At 52.9% G+C, this 15,354-nt stretch carries 16 protein-coding genes; 4 read left to right on the top strand and 12 right to left on the bottom strand.

Annotated elements, in window-relative coordinates:
* Positions 1 to 51 precede the first annotated feature (51 nt).
* From ACSEMK_RS17820 to ppsA, 6 genes are all read right to left on the bottom strand, one after another.
* Positions 52 to 810: a hypothetical protein gene (locus ACSEMK_RS17820; protein ID WP_430915263.1), complete on the bottom strand. Its 759-nt coding sequence runs from the start codon at positions 808 to 810 to the stop codon at positions 52 to 54.
* Between the two features lie 19 nt (positions 811 to 829).
* Complete coding sequence (locus ACSEMK_RS17815) at positions 830 to 1,024, bottom strand: hypothetical protein (protein WP_213316741.1); 195 nt, start codon at positions 1,022 to 1,024, stop codon at positions 830 to 832.
* 47 nt (positions 1,025 to 1,071) lie between these two features.
* Positions 1,072 to 1,830, bottom strand: coding sequence for a hypothetical protein (locus tag ACSEMK_RS17810; protein WP_430915264.1), 759 nt, complete (start codon positions 1,828 to 1,830; stop codon positions 1,072 to 1,074).
* 464 nt (positions 1,831 to 2,294) lie between these two features.
* Positions 2,295 to 2,453, bottom strand: coding sequence for a hypothetical protein (locus ACSEMK_RS17805; protein ID WP_430915265.1), 159 nt, complete (start codon positions 2,451 to 2,453; stop codon positions 2,295 to 2,297).
* A 66-nt stretch (positions 2,454 to 2,519) separates the two neighbouring features.
* Positions 2,520 to 2,864: a helix-turn-helix domain-containing protein gene (locus ACSEMK_RS17800; RefSeq protein WP_430915266.1), complete on the bottom strand. Its 345-nt coding sequence runs from the start codon at positions 2,862 to 2,864 to the stop codon at positions 2,520 to 2,522.
* Positions 2,865 to 3,075: 211 nt separating this feature from the next.
* Positions 3,076 to 5,454 (bottom strand): phosphoenolpyruvate synthase, encoded by a 2,379-nt coding sequence (gene ppsA, locus ACSEMK_RS17795; RefSeq protein WP_015367026.1) that lies wholly within the window; start codon positions 5,452 to 5,454, stop codon positions 3,076 to 3,078.
* 330 nt (positions 5,455 to 5,784) lie between these two features.
* Here ppsA and ppsR point away from each other — a divergent pair, with 330 nt between their 5' ends.
* The 3 genes from ppsR (at position 5,785) to hemP (ending at position 8,168) form a co-directional block, all read left to right on the top strand.
* The gene (gene ppsR, locus ACSEMK_RS17790; protein WP_087857925.1) at positions 5,785 to 6,618 is read left to right on the top strand and encodes a posphoenolpyruvate synthetase regulatory kinase/phosphorylase PpsR; all 834 of its coding nucleotides are present in this window, start codon (positions 5,785 to 5,787) and stop codon (positions 6,616 to 6,618) included.
* Positions 6,619 to 6,772: 154 nt separating this feature from the next.
* The gene (aroH, locus tag ACSEMK_RS17785) at positions 6,773 to 7,819 is read left to right on the top strand and encodes a 3-deoxy-7-phosphoheptulonate synthase AroH (RefSeq protein ID WP_430915267.1); all 1,047 of its coding nucleotides are present in this window, start codon (positions 6,773 to 6,775) and stop codon (positions 7,817 to 7,819) included.
* Positions 7,820 to 7,988: 169 nt separating this feature from the next.
* Complete coding sequence (gene hemP, locus ACSEMK_RS17780) at positions 7,989 to 8,168, top strand: hemin uptake protein HemP (RefSeq protein WP_162750204.1); 180 nt, start codon at positions 7,989 to 7,991, stop codon at positions 8,166 to 8,168.
* Positions 8,169 to 8,196: 28 nt separating this feature from the next.
* Here the strand turns inward: hemP and selO are convergent, their stop codons facing one another.
* The 4 genes from selO to ACSEMK_RS17760 all read right to left on the bottom strand — a co-directional run bounded on the left by selO (position 8,197) and on the right by ACSEMK_RS17760 (position 11,599).
* On the bottom strand, positions 8,197 to 9,639 hold the full coding sequence (gene selO, locus ACSEMK_RS17775; RefSeq protein ID WP_430915268.1) for a protein adenylyltransferase SelO: 1,443 nt from the start codon (positions 9,637 to 9,639) through the stop codon (positions 8,197 to 8,199).
* Positions 9,640 to 9,752: 113 nt separating this feature from the next.
* Positions 9,753 to 10,217, bottom strand: a complete 465-nt coding sequence (locus ACSEMK_RS17770) for an NlpC/P60 family protein (RefSeq protein ID WP_045374354.1) — start codon at positions 10,215 to 10,217, stop codon at positions 9,753 to 9,755.
* An 81-nt stretch (positions 10,218 to 10,298) separates the two neighbouring features.
* Entirely contained in the window at positions 10,299 to 11,048 is a 750-nt protein-coding gene (btuD, locus tag ACSEMK_RS17765; protein ID WP_435336614.1) for a vitamin B12 ABC transporter ATP-binding protein BtuD, read from the bottom strand.
* Positions 11,048 to 11,599 carry a glutathione peroxidase gene (locus ACSEMK_RS17760; RefSeq protein WP_087857929.1) on the bottom strand — a complete coding sequence of 184 codons (552 nt, stop codon included), beginning with the start codon at positions 11,597 to 11,599 and terminating at the stop codon, positions 11,048 to 11,050. Before ACSEMK_RS17760 ends, btuD begins: the two co-directional genes overlap by 1 nt.
* A gap of 231 nt (positions 11,600 to 11,830) precedes the next feature.
* Here ACSEMK_RS17760 and ACSEMK_RS17755 point away from each other — a divergent pair, with 231 nt between their 5' ends.
* Positions 11,831 to 12,631, top strand: a complete 801-nt coding sequence (locus ACSEMK_RS17755) for a MetQ/NlpA family ABC transporter substrate-binding protein (RefSeq protein ID WP_087857930.1) — start codon at positions 11,831 to 11,833, stop codon at positions 12,629 to 12,631.
* A gap of 36 nt (positions 12,632 to 12,667) precedes the next feature.
* On the opposite strand, the gene btuC is transcribed toward ACSEMK_RS17755, so the two are convergent.
* Complete coding sequence (gene btuC / locus ACSEMK_RS17750) at positions 12,668 to 13,654, bottom strand: vitamin B12 ABC transporter permease BtuC (protein ID WP_430915269.1); 987 nt, start codon at positions 13,652 to 13,654, stop codon at positions 12,668 to 12,670.
* Positions 13,655 to 13,781: 127 nt separating this feature from the next.
* On the bottom strand, positions 13,782 to 15,215 hold the full coding sequence (locus ACSEMK_RS17745) for a gluconate:proton symporter (protein ID WP_430915270.1): 1,434 nt from the start codon (positions 15,213 to 15,215) through the stop codon (positions 13,782 to 13,784).
* Positions 15,216 to 15,354: the final 139 nt, after the last annotated feature.

The raw sequence follows: 15,354 nt of genomic DNA, 5'->3' as shown, positions 1-15,354 counted from the left end.
ATAGCACATACAATGATTACCGCACTTATAACACCGATTAAAAACCACATTTTAATAAGCCTCTACTTCATTAACAATGCAACTTACACCAGCATGAGAAAGGCTAAACCTTCCATTCTCGAATACAAATCTAAAAAGCTTGCCCTTTGCATCCTCAAAATTAGCAGTTAGAGATGCAGCCTTAAATTCACTTGAAGGAGTGTAATAAACGCTGGAAGGTTTTAATGTTAAATGGTTATTACTGTAATCAACCTCAAAAGAAAGGCGTTCATTGTATTTACTGAATTTATCAGTGTACTCACCAGTGTTAATTACACCTGAATATAAGCCTTCACCTTCTACAATTGTAAATTCAATTCTATCCACACCCTCAAAGAATACAGTTTCAGGGAAGTTCTTTAATTTATACTCTTCTTCTTCCTTTTCTATTGCTGCTTCCATCCCTTTAATCCAGCTTTTTTGAACAACCATTGTTGACACGCAGTAGACAACCAAAGCTAATACAAGGCTTACCCAAAAGCCAAAGGTGCAATAAATTGAATATCCGATAACAGGAGTAAACAAGCCAATAAATGAAAACACTTTCAATTTTGCTTTAAAAGAATCAACCGCTGCATAAGGGAATTCGTCAAAATCTTTTACCTTCTTAGTAAGTTGATACATGCTACCACCAACACACCACACAGCAGAAAGCCCCATTAACAAATCAGCGATTGGCGTTTGAGAATCATAAGGAGTAATCAGAGCGCAGGCGATAGCAGCCACAGCAGCAGCAAAAAGCACCGCAAGCACTTTAAGAAAAGCTTTCATTTTTACCCTCAAAAATAAATTAATTACGCCAGCTAGAAATAATTGAATGCTGAACCATTACGCTATGAACAATATTCTTCAGCTTGTCTTGCATCATGCTATAGGCCATACGTGAGCCACCAAAATGCACCCACATAGAGCCAGCAGATTCAATTTCTACAAAACCTGTAACCCCGTTCACCTGAAAGTGAACCCACTGTAAAACCTTCTTCATAGCCACATCCTCTAAACAGCCTGTAAAGCCCTGTGAGCGTCTTCTAGTCATTCAGGGCTACAGACCTTCTTACTCTGTGATGCTTTCTGTTCAACTTCAGCAGATTCTTCTTCCTGTGCTTCTGGTGAATGTTCATTAGCTGCAAATGGGTCAGACGCTACTATTGCTTTTTGCTTATCTAGCTGGAAACTATCCCAAAACTCTTTTGCGCCAGCCGTGTGCTCATCCACAAGCCTTTTCAGTGTTAATTCATCACCATCTGGAAGAATGCCATTACCCTTATATTCATCACTGGAAACGTATTCTTTAATTCTAAATAATGCGTCTTCATTAGATTCTACAGGCTTCAGGATTTGAGGGCGTTGTGAAGCAATGTAAGCTTCTTGCTGTGCTTTCATTGTTTTCATAAATTCCTCTTCAAGCTTTTTATCAACCTGTTTCATTGCTTCCTCTAAATCAGCAGGAGAGCACATATCTTTAAGCACAGTGAAGAGAAGATAATCTCCGTGGCTAATATTGTGTGAATGCTGCACACCCACAGGAGACATTACAGTAGAGCCTGTAAGATTGCTTGCTGTCGTCTTAGTATTGAGAAGCTTGTTATATGTCACATTAGAAATAGTGGAATCATTACTAACACTTTTTACAGCTTCATATATCTGCCCTTTCGTGTACCCATACTGAACACGTACAGATTCAGCCTTCTTAACTTCTTCAATACGTGCTTCACGGTCTGTTTCACTGCCAATAGTAGCCAGATTAACACCAGCGTTTTTTAATACCTGCACAACTTGCTCAATAGTCATTCTATCACCCTTCTATTCACGCCCCGTTATTGGGGGTTCGAAGTATCCCAGCAATGTTTAATAGCTGCAATTACCTTTAAATATCATCAGCACAAATACATCAAATAGACTGTAATGCTTAAATATAAGTGTAGTGGCGCTACATAATAGAGACGGATATTAGACGGGATAACACGGAATAATAAATTAGTGCTAATCAAGGAAACCCTGAAGAATGAAGTGGCATTTATTTCATGTATTTAACAAGAGAATATCTATTCCATTAATCAAGCATACTATATTTATTAACACAGCCTTTAAGCGCGATAGATGCTTAACACGTGCAAGGAATACCCATTAGAGACGGTGAGTTTTGAATGTATATGTAATTCCATTTAGAACAAAATAACCATCATTCCTTAATGATGTATGCGCCTTAAAAAATTGTTCCTTATCGCTTTCAAGGATGAAATATTAAGCCTCTTTCATTGTGTCGTAGCAAACAGCTTTTCATCTTCTTCTACAAATTCAGGTGTGATAACAATGGCTTCAATTGCCACATCAAGCACAATCTCTATCTCTAAATCAAATGGCGATTCATGCACCTGCTCTTCACTTACAAAAGGCGTTTCCTCTTCATGCAATTCACTATCACTAGCCTCTACAGCCTCTCACAGCCTCTTCGTTTATTACCTCCGCAAGCCTGCTCTCTATAAAATCAATATTGAGAATGTAACCGCCATGCTTATTAACCCCCCCATATTTTTGTTATACGTTGTGAGTAGCCCAGCGTTTTGCAGCACCTTCTTATTCTTGCAAAGGTTATCAACACTTATCCCATACCCATCACTTACGCTTTTGTTTGATGGGTAGCATTGTTTTGTTTGATAGCTGTAGTAAGACAGAAGCGTTAACAACAGAAGTTGATTAGCCGCTGATAGATTAAAAGCCTTATTGCCATGTTTAGCAACCTTACTAATTAGTTCATATTGTGTGATCATTTGATTGTAGCCAGCTTTTGAAGTGTATGATGTGTGTGTTACTTGTGTACTCATCGCAAAGCTTCATGAAATCTGGGATTATTCTAAATCCCTTGTGCCACGTGGCTTTAAGGCGTGTGTGCTACACCCGAAAATGTATCACCATAGAATTTACCCATCTCCCACGATGGGCTTTTTTTTACGTCAAAATCAAATAGCGAAACGTTGCTGAAGGCAAAAAAAATCCCCGGCATTTCTGCCAGGGATTGGGCTATCCGCGTTGAACTTATTTATTCAGTTCAGCCAGACCTAACCAGGTTTGCACCACGGTATCCGGGTTCAGGGACAGGCTATCGATCCCCTCTTCCATCAGCCAGGCGGCAAAGTCTTCGTGGTCGGACGGCCCCTGGCCGCAGATGCCCACGTATTTGCCCTGTTTTTTCGCCGCGCGGATGGCCATCGACAGCAGCGCTTTCACCGCGTCGTTGCGTTCATCAAACAGCTCAGACACAACGCCGGAGTCGCGATCGAGACCCAGCGCCAGCTGCGTCATGTCGTTCGAGCCAATCGAGAAGCCATCGAAGTACTCGAGGAACTGCTCCGCCAGCAGCGCGTTCGACGGGATTTCGCACATCATGATGATCTTCAGCCCGTTCTCGCCGCGCTTGAGCCCTTGACGTTCCAGCTCTTCAACCACCGCTTTCGCCTGCGCGACGGTACGTACGAACGGCACCATCACCTCCACGTTGGTCAGGCCCATGTCGTTACGCACGCGTTTCATCGCTTCACACTCCAGCGCGAAGCAATCGCGGAAGCTTTCTGAAACGTAACGTCCGGCGCCGCGGAAGCCAAGCATCGGGTTCTCTTCTTCCGGCTCGTAACGTTCGCCGCCCACCAGGTTGGCGTATTCGTTAGATTTAAAGTCGGACAAACGCACGATCACCCGTTTCGGGTAGAAGGCGGCGCCAAGGGTAGCGATCCCTTCGGTCAGGCGACCAACGTAGAACTCTCTCGGTGAGTCGTAGCCTTTCATCAGCTCGCGGATTTCGTTCTGCAGGCCCGGCTCCTGGTCGTCAAATTCCAGCAGCGCGCGCGGGTGAACGCCAATCATGCGGTTAATGATAAATTCCAGCCGCGCCAGCCCCACGCCTTCATTCGGCAGGCAGGCGAAGTCAAAGGCGCGATCCGGGTTGCCGACGTTCATCATCACCTTCAGCGGCAGGTTCGGCATCTCGCCGACGCTGGAGCTCTTCACGCTGAAGTCCAGTAGCTCTGCGTAGACGTAGCCGGTGTCGCCTTCGGCGCAGGAGACGGTGACGTTCTGGTTTTCCTGGATGCGATCGGTTGCATCGCCGCAGCCGACCACAGCCGGGATCCCCAGCTCGCGGGCGATAATCGCCGCGTGGCAGGTACGTCCGCCGCGGTTGGTGACGATCGCCGAGGCTTTCTTCATGATCGGTTCCCAATCCGGGTCGGTCATGTCGGTGACCAGCACGTCGCCGGGCTCAATGCGGTTCATCTCACTGATATCGTGAATAACTTTAACCGGACCGGCGCCGATACGGTGGCCGATGGCTCGCCCTTCGGCGATGATCTGCCCCTGGGCATGGAGGGTATAACGCTCCATCACCTGACCGCGCGAACGGACGGTTTCCGGACGCGCCTGGACGATAAACAGCTTACCGGTATGGCCATCTTTCGCCCACTCGATATCCATCGGGCGACCATAGTGCTTCTCGATCTGCACCGCCTGCTTCGCCAGCTCTTCCACTTCCTCGTTGGTTAACGAGAAAACATCGCGCTGCGCCTGCGGCACATCTTCGATGCGCACCTGCTTGCCGTGTTCCTGAGTCGGCGCGTAAACCATGCGGATTTTTTTCGACCCCATGGTACGGCGCACGATAGCCGGGCGATTAGCCGCCAGGGTCGGTTTATGGACGTAAAATTCGTCGGGGTTCACCGCGCCCTGCACCACCATCTCTCCAAGCCCCCACGCCGAGGTGATAAACACCACCTGGTCGAAACCGGACTCGGTATCGATTGAGAACATCACGCCGGAGGAGGCCAGATCGGAGCGCACCATCCTCTGCACCCCGGCGGATAGCGCCACGCCGCGGTGATCGTAACCCTGATGCACGCGATAGGAGATCGCGCGATCGTTAAACAGTGAAGCAAAGACGTGCTTCACGGCAACGAGCACGGCGTCAAAGCCCTGCACGTTGAGGAATGTCTCTTGCTGGCCGGCGAAGGAAGCATCCGGCATATCTTCCGCCGTCGCCGAAGAGCGAACGGCGAACGAGGCCTCGGCGTCATCGGCGGACAGCAGGTCATAAGCTTCGCGAATCGCGTTTTCCAGTTCGCTCTGGAAGGGGGTGTCGATGATCCATTGACGGATCTGCGCGCCCGCTTTCGCTAATGCGGAAACGTCGTCAATGTCGGTTTCATCCAGCAGTGCATAAATGCGCTGGTTAACGCCGCTTTGGTCCAGGAACTGATCGAAAGCATCAGCGGTGGTGGCGAACCCGTTTGGTACGGAGACACCCATACCGGACAGGTTAGTAATCATTTCACCAAGGGAGGCATTTTTGCCCCCAACTCTGTCTACATCATTCATGCCGAGTTGGTTATACCAAAGCACCAGCGGTGACGAGCCATTGTTGGACATCGAGACAATCCTTTTGTGATTTAATACAAATTATAGAAAACACACGATCGACTACGGTATTCATCCTGACATATTTATGCCGCTGAAAAAAACGGTGAATCGTTCAAGCAAATTAATTTTCTGTTTTTAGGATTGTTTTCCGGAATTCCCTAACTATATGATTAAAATGGATTCTATTGATATCTGATACAAATAGTGTGCAAAACCCGAAACTGAACCTGCCATTTCATTAAAAACAAAAATAGCGTTTCATTTTTTTAAGTGAGACAAAGGTTAAAACTCTGTGCTTAAATTTACTCTGCTTTTAGATAATTATACCGGATGGTCAAAATGGACAGTGCTGTAGATCGCCACGTATTTTATATTTCTGACGGTACCGCTATTACGGCGGAAGTTTTAGGCCATGCGGTAATGTCGCAATTCCCGGTGGCCATCAGTAGCGTGACGTTGCCGTTTGTTGAAAACGTCAGCCGCGCCCGGGCGGTAAAAGAACAAATCGATGCCATTTATCAACAAACCGGCATCCGCCCGCTGGTCTTCTATTCCATCGTTATCCCCGAAATTCGCGACATTATTTTGCAAAGCGAGGGTTTTTGTCAGGATATCGTGCAGGCGCTGGTGGCCCCGCTGCAGCAAGAGTTACATCTGGATCCCACGCCGGTGGCTCACCGCACCCACGGCCTGAACCCCGGTAACCTGATTAAATACGATGCGCGTATCGCCGCCATCGATTACACGCTCGCCCATGACGACGGCATTTCGCTGCGTAATCTCGATCAGGCGCAGGTGATCCTGCTCGGCGTATCGCGCTGCGGCAAAACGCCGACCAGCCTGTATCTGGCAATGCAGTATGGCATTCGCGCCGCTAACTACCCCTTTATCGCCGACGATATGGACAATCTGGTTCTCCCGGCCTCGTTAAAGCCGCTGCAGCACAAGATGTTCGGCCTGACGATTAACCCGGAGCGACTGGCGGCTATCCGCGAAGAGCGCCGGGAAAACAGCCGTTACGCCTCGCTGCGCCAGTGCCGTATGGAAGTAACCGAAGTCGAAGCGCTGTATCGCAAAAACAAGATCCCCTGCCTTAACAGTACCAACTATTCGGTAGAGGAAATTGCTACCAAAATCATGGATATCATGGGGCTTAATCGCAGAATGTACTAACACACTAGTACATTATTGAAAATTTGTTTATGCTATCGCTCGTGGCCTATACAGGATCATGCCCTGCTCTTGCAATAAGCAGGGATTGGTTTATCGTGATGCGCATCACTTCCCGGCATTTTCGCCGCGGAAGAAACAGATTTTTGAGACCCCAATGAATAAAACAGACGAATTGCGTACCGCGCGCATTGAAAGCCTGGTAACGCCCGCGGAACTGGCGCAGCGCCATCCCGTGACGGCCGAGGTTGCCGCCCACGTCTCCGCCTCCCGCCGGCGGATTGAAAAAATCCTCAACGGCGAAGACCGCCGCCTGCTGGTGATTATCGGCCCCTGCTCCATTCACGACCCCGAAGCGGCGCTGGAATATGCGCGCCGCCTGCAGGGCATGCGCGAACGTTACCAGCCGCAGCTGGAAATTGTCATGCGCACCTATTTCGAAAAACCGCGCACCGTCGTGGGCTGGAAAGGACTCATTTCCGACCCTGACCTCAACGGCAGCTACCGGGTCAACCACGGTATCGAACTGGCGCGTCGTCTGCTGCTGCAGGTCAACGAGCTGGGTATCCCCACCGCCACCGAATTCCTGGATATGGTGACCGGGCAGTTTATTGCCGATCTGATTAGCTGGGGCGCCATCGGCGCGCGCACCACCGAAAGTCAAATCCACCGCGAGATGGCCTCGGCGCTCTCCTGCCCGGTTGGTTTTAAAAACGGTACCGACGGCAACACCCGTATCGCGGTCGACGCGATACGCGCTTCGCGCGCCAGCCATATGTTCCTGTCGCCGGATAAACAGGGCCAGATGACCATCTACCAGACCAGCGGTAACCCGTACGGCCATATCATTATGCGCGGCGGTAAACGGCCAAATTATCATGCAGCGGATATCGCCGCCGCCGGTGAAGCGCTACGGGAATTCGATCTCCCTGAGCAACTGGTCGTCGACTTCAGCCACGGCAACTGTCAGAAGCAGCATCGCCGGCAACTGGAAGTGTGCGCCAATATCTGCCAGCAGATCCGCGATGGTTCTACCGCCATTGCCGGGGTTATGGCGGAGAGCTTCCTCGCCGAAGGGACGCAAAAAGTGATTCCCGGTCAGCCGCTGACCTGGGGCCAGTCGATTACCGACCCGTGCCTGAGCTGGGAAGATAGCGAAAAAATGCTCGCCGAACTGGCTGCTGCCACCGCTACACGGCTGTAACCCTTCCCCCGCCGCGCTCGCGGCGGGTATTCATCGCTCGCCGTTCATCCTCTGCGCAATAGCTACCTGAAATGGTAAGCCACGACAAAAAAGGCTTGCCGTGAAAATTAACATTACTGATAATGATTATCATTGTTGCTTTTATTTTTACTTTGGTGCTATGACGCGTATGGATAACACTGCCACAGCTGAGAAAACGAAAGACAATGCTCCCTATCCTATTGCCAGCGATCGCCAAATCAGCAGCCGGACGCTGTTGGGCGCGGAAGGCCGCGTGGTGATCGAACATGACGGCCAGCGCTATCTGCTGCGCCAGACCCACGCCGGTAAGCTAATTTTGACCAAATAAAACCTCGCGCGATGGCAAGGCTTTACGGTTAGCTGGAGCAGCTGACTTCCAGATGTTTACCCCAGTCAGGCGGGCGGCTGCCATAATCATCTGTTCGATCGGCAAACGGCTGCGCGAGGGTCTCATGCAGACGTTCCAGCTCGCGCATGTCGCCATCTTCGGCTTTTTCTATTGCCCGCTGCGCCAGCCAGTTGCGTAGCACCACCGCCGGGTTGACGCCCTGCATCCGCTGCTGGCGTTCGCTATCGTCGATCTGTTCATCGCGCAGCCGCGCCCGGTAGTCGACAAACCAGCTATCAAACGCCGCGCGGTCGATAAACTCATCGCGCAGCGGCGATGCCGCGCTATGCTGCTCGCTTTGGCTCAGCATCCGGAAGGTACGAGTGTAGTCACTCCCTTCACGCTCCATCAGGCTGAACAGTCCATCAAGCAGAGTGTTATCACCGGTTTGCTGAGTATAGAAGCCGAGTTTGTCGCGCATGCGGCGGCCGTAGGCGGTCAACAAGGCATGCTGATAGTCATCCAGCGCCGCGTTCAGCGCGTCGGCGCTGATAAACGGCGAGAGCGACTGGGCCAGACGCTGCAGGTTCCACAACCCTACAGCCGGTTGGTTATCAAAGCTGTAGCGCCCCTGGTAATCAGAGTGGTTACAGATAAAACCGGGCTGGAAATCATCGAGGAAGCCATACGGACCATAATCCATGGTCAGGCCAAGAATCGACATATTGTCGGTATTCATCACCCCGTGGGCAAAGCCAACGGTCTGCCAGCTGGCGATCATTTCCGCGGTACGCGTGACAACGTCACGGAACCAGAGAATATACTTATCCGCCTCCTGCTGCAGCTGCGGCCAGTGGTGTTCAATCACATAATCGGCCAGCTGCTGCACTTTTCCCGCTTCGCGACGATAGTAAAAATGTTCGAAATGGCCAAAGCGTACGTGACTTTCGGCGATGCGCATCAGCATGGTGCCGCGTTCTTCGCGTTCGCGGTAAACTGGCGTGTCGCTGGTCACCATCGCCAGCGCGCGGGTGGTTGGGATCCCAAGCGCATGCATTGCTTCGCTGGCAAGGCTTTCGCGGATAGTTGAACGCAGTACCGCCCGGCCATCGCCCATTCTCGAATAGGGCGTCAGACCAGCGCCTTTAAGATGCCAGTCAAAACGTTGACCATCCGGCAACTGCTGCTCGCCAAGCAAAATGCCGCGCCCATCGCCAAGCTGACCGGCCCAGGCGCCAAATTGATGGCCACTATAGACCTGCGCCAGCGGCGACATCCCCGGCAGCAACGCTTCGCCACCCCAGACGCCCGCTCTGCGCTCGGGTTCGAATAACGTTTCCGGGACGCCCAACGTTTGCGCGAGAGCGGTGTTGCGCCAGATGAGACGCGCGTTCTCCAACGGCGTGGGCGCCAGAGAAGTGTAAAAACCCGGCAGCCGATCGCGCCAGTGAGTAGTAAAAGACAGGGTCATGGTTCCTCCTGCCGCCAGTGTAGTGCCTTCAGCAGGGTATTAACACGGGCGAACTGCAGGGTTATGACAATTAAAAAAGGGAGCCATCGCTCCCCTTTCTCACCGAATGCGGGTTAAATGCGCCTCGCCTGCCAGAATTTTTTGTTCCAGTAGACGTTGTCCAGCGACGAGCGGGTAACGCCCTGGCTGGTAGAGGCGTGAATAAATTGATTGTCGGTATCATAGATACCGACGTGCAGGCCGCTTTCGCCGGATCCGGTTTTGAAGAATACCAGGTCGCCGGGCAACAGATCGCTTTTATCAATGCGGGTGCCGATTTCCGCCTGCTCGCGAGTTTCCCGCGGCAACTGCATGGCGAATTTGTCGCGGAACGTGCGTACCACAAAGCCCGAACAGTCAACGCCGCGCGGCGTCATGCCGCCATAACGGTACGGCGCACCACGCCAGTTGCGCAATTGCTCATTCAGATTCGCCACCACGGTAATGGAATCAGCCAGCCGCGGATTTGGCGGCGGCGCCCGGTGGCTGCTACAGCCAGCCAGCACCATCGCCGCAATAAAAATGAACCACAAACGCATCTCAGACGATTCCTCTGTTCCCTGTCCTGTTATTGCAATAATTTAGCCTGTTTAGCGGCGTACAGGCAAGATCCTTACCTGCTACTGTGACGCCACGAGCATAAGATGACCCGCGACTTCCACACGCTGGAAAGCGATATGATAAGCGGCGGTCAAATTTTCCTCACTCAGCACCTCATACGTTTCCCCGCTGGCAATCATCTGCCCACCACAAATGAGCCACACCCTCTGCGCATGTCGCAACGTATGGTTGAGATCGTGGCTGCTCATCACGATAGCGATCCCCAGCCCGCATAGCGACGCCAACACGCTATCCAGCGCCGCCTGTTGCGCGACATCAAGGCTGTTCATCGGTTCATCCAATAATAACAGCTGGCCGGCTGGATTCGCGCGGCGGTGAATCTGCAGGATCACCGCCGCCAGACGCACCCGCTGCCACTCGCCGCCGGAGATCTGGTTGACCTGGCGCCCCAGCTTATCGCTTAACCCCAGTTGCCCGGCGATCTCGTTGAGCAACCCCTGCGGGGCGCTATCCTGCATATGTAACGACAGATAGTGCCACACCGGCATTGCGAAGGGCGGGAGCTGCTGCTGGCTCAGATAGGCGCGATGGCGGGCAAGCTCCGCCGCGGGCCACTTATCCAGCGCCCGCTGGTTAAGCGTAATCAGGCCGGGTCCGGTGGTCAGCCCGGCCATCCGCGCCAGCAGGGTACTTTTGCCCGCGCCGTTCGGCCCCACCAGATGGACTATCTCTCCGGGCCGAACGTCAGCGGTAAACGGCGACAGCCGCCCCGCTTCCGCTACATCCTGTAGCTGCATCAAAAACGGCATTATTGCGCTAATGCTCCTTTTAGCGCAGCCAGTAGCTGCGGGTCGTCCGGCGTCATGTCCGGAGAGAAACGCTGAATGACCTGGCCATCGCGGCCCACGAGGAATTTTTCAAAGTTCCACAGGATGTCGTCAACGTACAGCGGCGCTCGGCCTTTACTGGCCATCCGCTCATAAAAACCGCTCCCTTCCGGCGCAACGGCTTTCGGGGCGGCGGCAATCAGTTTTTGATACAGCGGCGCGCGATGTTCGCCGTTAACGTCAATTTTACTGAACAGTGGGAAAGTGACGCCGTAGGTCACGCTGCAGAACGTTTTAATCTCTTCTTCGCTGCCCGGCTCCTGGCCGAGAAACTGATTACAAGGGAAGCCAAGGACGCTAAATCCCTGCGGGGCAAACTCTTCTTGCAGCGCTTCCAGTTGCTCATACTGCGGCGTGAGGCCGCATTTTGAGGCCACGTTGACGATCAGCAGCACCTTTCCGGCATACGCCGCCAGGGTGGTTTTTTCGCCATCGATGGTCGTCACTTCGGTATTAAGAATGTCGTGTTGCATAGCCTTCCCTCAGTCAATAATGCAGGTTAAGGAGATCCCTATCTACTGTAGCGGATTCAACGCGCTTGATTCTACTTTGATTCGCGGGCAAATGTCGCTTGATGTGACAGCGCTGCGCTTGTCGACGGCAACATGAATTCCTCTCAATATCCGCAGCGGACAAATCAGTGTACAGTGTGAAAAGTATGTAATAGTGTTTCGTTACTTGTTAATTTATGAGAGTTTTTAGAGATGAAGAAGTTATTAAGCTCGGTGTTAATCGCCACATCGGTGGCGCTGTTATCCGCCTGCTCTCCGGACGATAACGATAAGGTTAAAGTCGCGATCAATACCGGCCCGGATGAAGCTATCTGGAAAGTCGTGGAGCAGGTAGCAAAAGACAAATATAACCTCGACGTTGAGGTTATCTCTTTCAATGATTACGTCCTGCCGAATGAAGCGTTAAATAATAAAGATGTCGACGCCAACGCCTTCCAGACGCTGCCCTATCTCGAAGCGCAGTCGAAAGAGCGCGGCTATAAATTCGCCATCGTCGGTAAAACATTCGTCTTCCCGATTGCCGCCTATTCGCGCAAAATCAAAAATATCAGCGAACTGCCTGACGGCGCGACCGTCTCTATCTCTAACGAAACCACCACGCTTGGCCGCAGCCTGCTGCTGTTACAGGCGCAAGGATTAATCAAGTTGAAAGATGGCGTAGGCTATCTGCCCACTACGCTGGATATCATTGATAACCCAAAACACCTGAAGATTGTTGAAGTCGATACTCCGCAGCTGACCCGTACGCTCGACGATCCGAACGTAACGCTTGCCATCATCAACACAAATTTCTCGGCGCAGGTCGGTTTATCTGCCGCCCGCGATGGCCTGTTTATGGAAGGCCCGGATTCACCTTATGTCAATGCGATTGTCTCTCGCGAAGACAATAAAGACAGCAAGAAAATCCAGGAGCTGAAAGAGGCCTTCCAGACCAAGGAAGTCGCCGATAAAGCGCAGGAAGTCTATAAAGGCGATGCCATCAAAGGCTGGTAATCGTCACCCGACGCCGTCCATTACGACGGCGTCTCCCTACCCCCGCCGCCCCGAACGCAGCAGCAACCAGATGAATACCGGCGCCCCCAGCGTCGCCGTCACCACGCCGATCGGTAATTCCGCTGCCGATAACGCCAGACGGGCAATGATATCGGCGCCGAGCAGCGCGCTGGCGCCAGCTAACAGGCAGGCGGGAAGCAGCACCCGATGATCGCTCAGGCCGCACAGACGTAAAATATGCGGGATCACCAGACCAATAAAGCCAATCGCTCCCGCCAGCGCCACGCTGACGCCGACCAGCCAGCCGGTGGCCACCACCAGTAGTTTTCGCCATAGCCACAGCGGCAGGCCGAGCTGACGCGCCGAGATTTCGCCCAACGCCAGTAAGTTCAGCGGCTGCGACTGCCAGCATACCCACAGCAGCACCGGTAGCAGCGCCAGCATCAGCCACAGCTGCTGCCAGTCGACGCCGCCAAAACCGCCCATCATCCAGTACATCAGCTGGCGCAGATCAAAAGACGTTGAGAAATAGACCGCCCAGGTCATCAACGCGCTACAAATAATGCCGAGCGCCACCCCTGCCAGCAGCAGACGGCTGGTGGACAGGTGACGTCGGGCGAAACGGAGCAGAATAAAGGTAATCAGCAGCGCGCCGGCGATGGCGCACAGCCCCAGCGCCCACATGGGTAACACGTCGTGACCTAACAGCACGGCGGCAATCAGCCCAACGCCCGCGCCGTTAGAAACACCAAGCAGACCCGGTTCCGCCAACGGGTTTTCAAATAGCGCCTGCATGATCGCCCCGGAAAGCGCCAGCGCCGCCCCCACTAACAGCACCGCCAGCGTGCGCGGCAGACGGATTTGCCAGATAAACAGCTCGCCTTTAGCGCTAAACCACTCCTGCGGCGCGATCCATTGGTCACCGGCGCACAGGCTAATTGTCAATGTGACAAGTAGGATCAGCGTTAAGGCGGTTAGCCAACGACGGTTATGGCGCTGTTGAATATCGGCGAAGGTCTGCATAAGTCCCGGAGACAAGTGAGCGAGGTGATTGATTTTACGGTGGCGATGGCGGGGAGAAAAGGAAAAACGCAGAGCAATCTTCACGCAGACGTCAGTGCTCGCCAGGACGCCTGCGTGAAAACGGAAGTTACACCAGTATCTGGAACAGTAGCGCGAAGAGAATGATATTCGCCACCACAATCGCCCAGCCGTTATAAAGCATATATTTCAGATGGGTAGATTGCGCCAGCCCCATCTGACCAAACATATCCGAAGAGGGGAATGGGCCAAACCAGTCGACCTGCGAAGAGGCCAGCAGCACCGCAGTCGTTCCCTGCGGCGGTACGCCAGCGGCCATCAGCATCGGGCCGAATATTTTGTGGGTGAAGGTCATCTGCGCCACCGCCGCCCCCGGTACGTGGCCAATAATATTGAAAGCGAAGATGCAAAAGCACAACCAGGCAGGCGAAATGCCTTCCAGCAGCGGCTGGGTATAGTCGAGCAGCCCTTGGTAGGCATGAAGACCATCCATCAGCTCCAGGATCGGGTTATACAGCCAGTAGAGGATAAACATCCACACCAGACGGCCACAACCGTGGTACAGCGCCTGCAGGATCTGCGTCGGGCGCAGGCCGCCCACCAGCCCGGTAATCAGGGCCACCAGCAGCATCACGATAATCGCAAAGCTGAATCCGGCTTTAATCACCACGCCAATTACCGCCATCACAATAATCGTTGCCGCGAAGGCCAGCGCGCTGAGCTTACGCCGACGCAGCTGCGCGGCGCTCAGTGCTTCTGTTGGCTTCTCCGTGAGATCGACTTCATAGCGTAGTTTGCCTTCGGTCATCTTCTGGATCCGTCCCGCCATCACCCAGCCGGCCAGCAACGTCACCGCGCTCATCGGCAGCCCCACGTACAGCAGATAATCCGGATAGCTTAATCCACCAAGGCTCAGGATAGTCACGGTGCTAGGGGTAAACGGCCCGGTAAACAAACCCACGGAGCCGGCGGTCATCATCAGCGCGGCTACCGTTGGCGGAGTCAGGCGTACCGCTGCCGCTACCGGGATGATTACCGCGACAATAATCGCGTTACCACCGGCCATCGTCCCCAGCGAGCCGCAGATTAAAATCGAGGACACCACAATGCCAAACTTCACTCGGGTCTGGCTGGACAGGCCGATGCGGTGAACGACAAATTTCACTAACTCAACCGCGGCGCCGGTACGGGTGGCGACTTCGCCCACCCCGGCGCCGAGCATAATAATCAGCCCGACGGTGGCGATAAATGAACCGGTGGATTTCGCCAGCATGGTGCCCATTTCCGGCAATCCGGTGGAGGTCATAATCATGGCGATAATAATCGAAGAAATCACCGCCAGAACAATGTCGACGCCGACCAGCGACAGCACCGCTAACGCCACTAATGGCGTAAAACCCAACAGGCCGAGTTCATTACTCGGCCGGCCATGGCACCACCACGCGGTCAACACAAAAATCACCAATAACAGGCCAATAATAACGTTTTTTCTTGTGATATTTCGTCTGGCGAGGGTATTGCCAGCGAGCGTTGAGTCACTCATATAACTCCTTAAAGCCATTAAAACCGACCGCACTTGCAGGTTGGCGTATTCGGGCCTGCTCAGAAAATATCCCCCCTCGTTATCATTATTGGCTCGATGGCCTGAGGGTTTGTAGGGAACAAAGGGAATGGTTCTGAGA

The organism is Klebsiella sp. K-3 (assembly GCF_051207495.1).
GTDB lineage: Bacteria > Pseudomonadota > Gammaproteobacteria > Enterobacterales > Enterobacteriaceae > Klebsiella > Klebsiella aerogenes.
The sequence above is the reverse complement of the archived record's forward strand: the minus strand, read 5'-3'. Positions and strand labels throughout refer to the sequence as shown.

Excerpts from the sequence above, each read along its gene's own strand:
- ACSEMK_RS17820 (WP_430915263.1), bottom strand. The coding sequence starts at position 810 with ATGAAAGCTTTTCTTAAAGTGCTTGCGGTGCTTTTTGCTGCTGCTGTG.
- ACSEMK_RS17815 (WP_213316741.1), bottom strand. The coding sequence starts at position 1,024 with ATGAAGAAGGTTTTACAGTGGGTTCACTTTCAGGTGAACGGGGTTACA.
- ACSEMK_RS17810 (WP_430915264.1), bottom strand. The coding sequence starts at position 1,830 with ATGACTATTGAGCAAGTTGTGCAGGTATTAAAAAACGCTGGTGTTAAT.
- ACSEMK_RS17800 (WP_430915266.1), bottom strand. The coding sequence starts at position 2,864 with ATGAGTACACAAGTAACACACACATCATACACTTCAAAAGCTGGCTAC.
- ppsA (WP_015367026.1), bottom strand. The coding sequence starts at position 5,454 with ATGTCCAACAATGGCTCGTCACCGCTGGTGCTTTGGTATAACCAACTC.
- ppsR (WP_087857925.1), top strand. The coding sequence starts at position 5,785 with ATGGACAGTGCTGTAGATCGCCACGTATTTTATATTTCTGACGGTACC.
- aroH (WP_430915267.1), top strand. The coding sequence starts at position 6,773 with ATGAATAAAACAGACGAATTGCGTACCGCGCGCATTGAAAGCCTGGTA.
- hemP (WP_162750204.1), top strand. The coding sequence starts at position 7,989 with ATGGATAACACTGCCACAGCTGAGAAAACGAAAGACAATGCTCCCTAT.
- selO (WP_430915268.1), bottom strand. The coding sequence starts at position 9,639 with ATGACCCTGTCTTTTACTACTCACTGGCGCGATCGGCTGCCGGGTTTT.
- ACSEMK_RS17770 (WP_045374354.1), bottom strand. The coding sequence starts at position 10,217 with ATGCGTTTGTGGTTCATTTTTATTGCGGCGATGGTGCTGGCTGGCTGT.
- btuD (WP_435336614.1), bottom strand. The coding sequence starts at position 11,048 with ATGCCGTTTTTGATGCAGCTACAGGATGTAGCGGAAGCGGGGCGGCTG.
- ACSEMK_RS17760 (WP_087857929.1), bottom strand. The coding sequence starts at position 11,599 with ATGCAACACGACATTCTTAATACCGAAGTGACGACCATCGATGGCGAA.
- ACSEMK_RS17755 (WP_087857930.1), top strand. The coding sequence starts at position 11,831 with ATGAAGAAGTTATTAAGCTCGGTGTTAATCGCCACATCGGTGGCGCTG.
- btuC (WP_430915269.1), bottom strand. The coding sequence starts at position 13,654 with ATGCAGACCTTCGCCGATATTCAACAGCGCCATAACCGTCGTTGGCTA.
- ACSEMK_RS17745 (WP_430915270.1), bottom strand. The coding sequence starts at position 15,215 with ATGAGTGACTCAACGCTCGCTGGCAATACCCTCGCCAGACGAAATATC.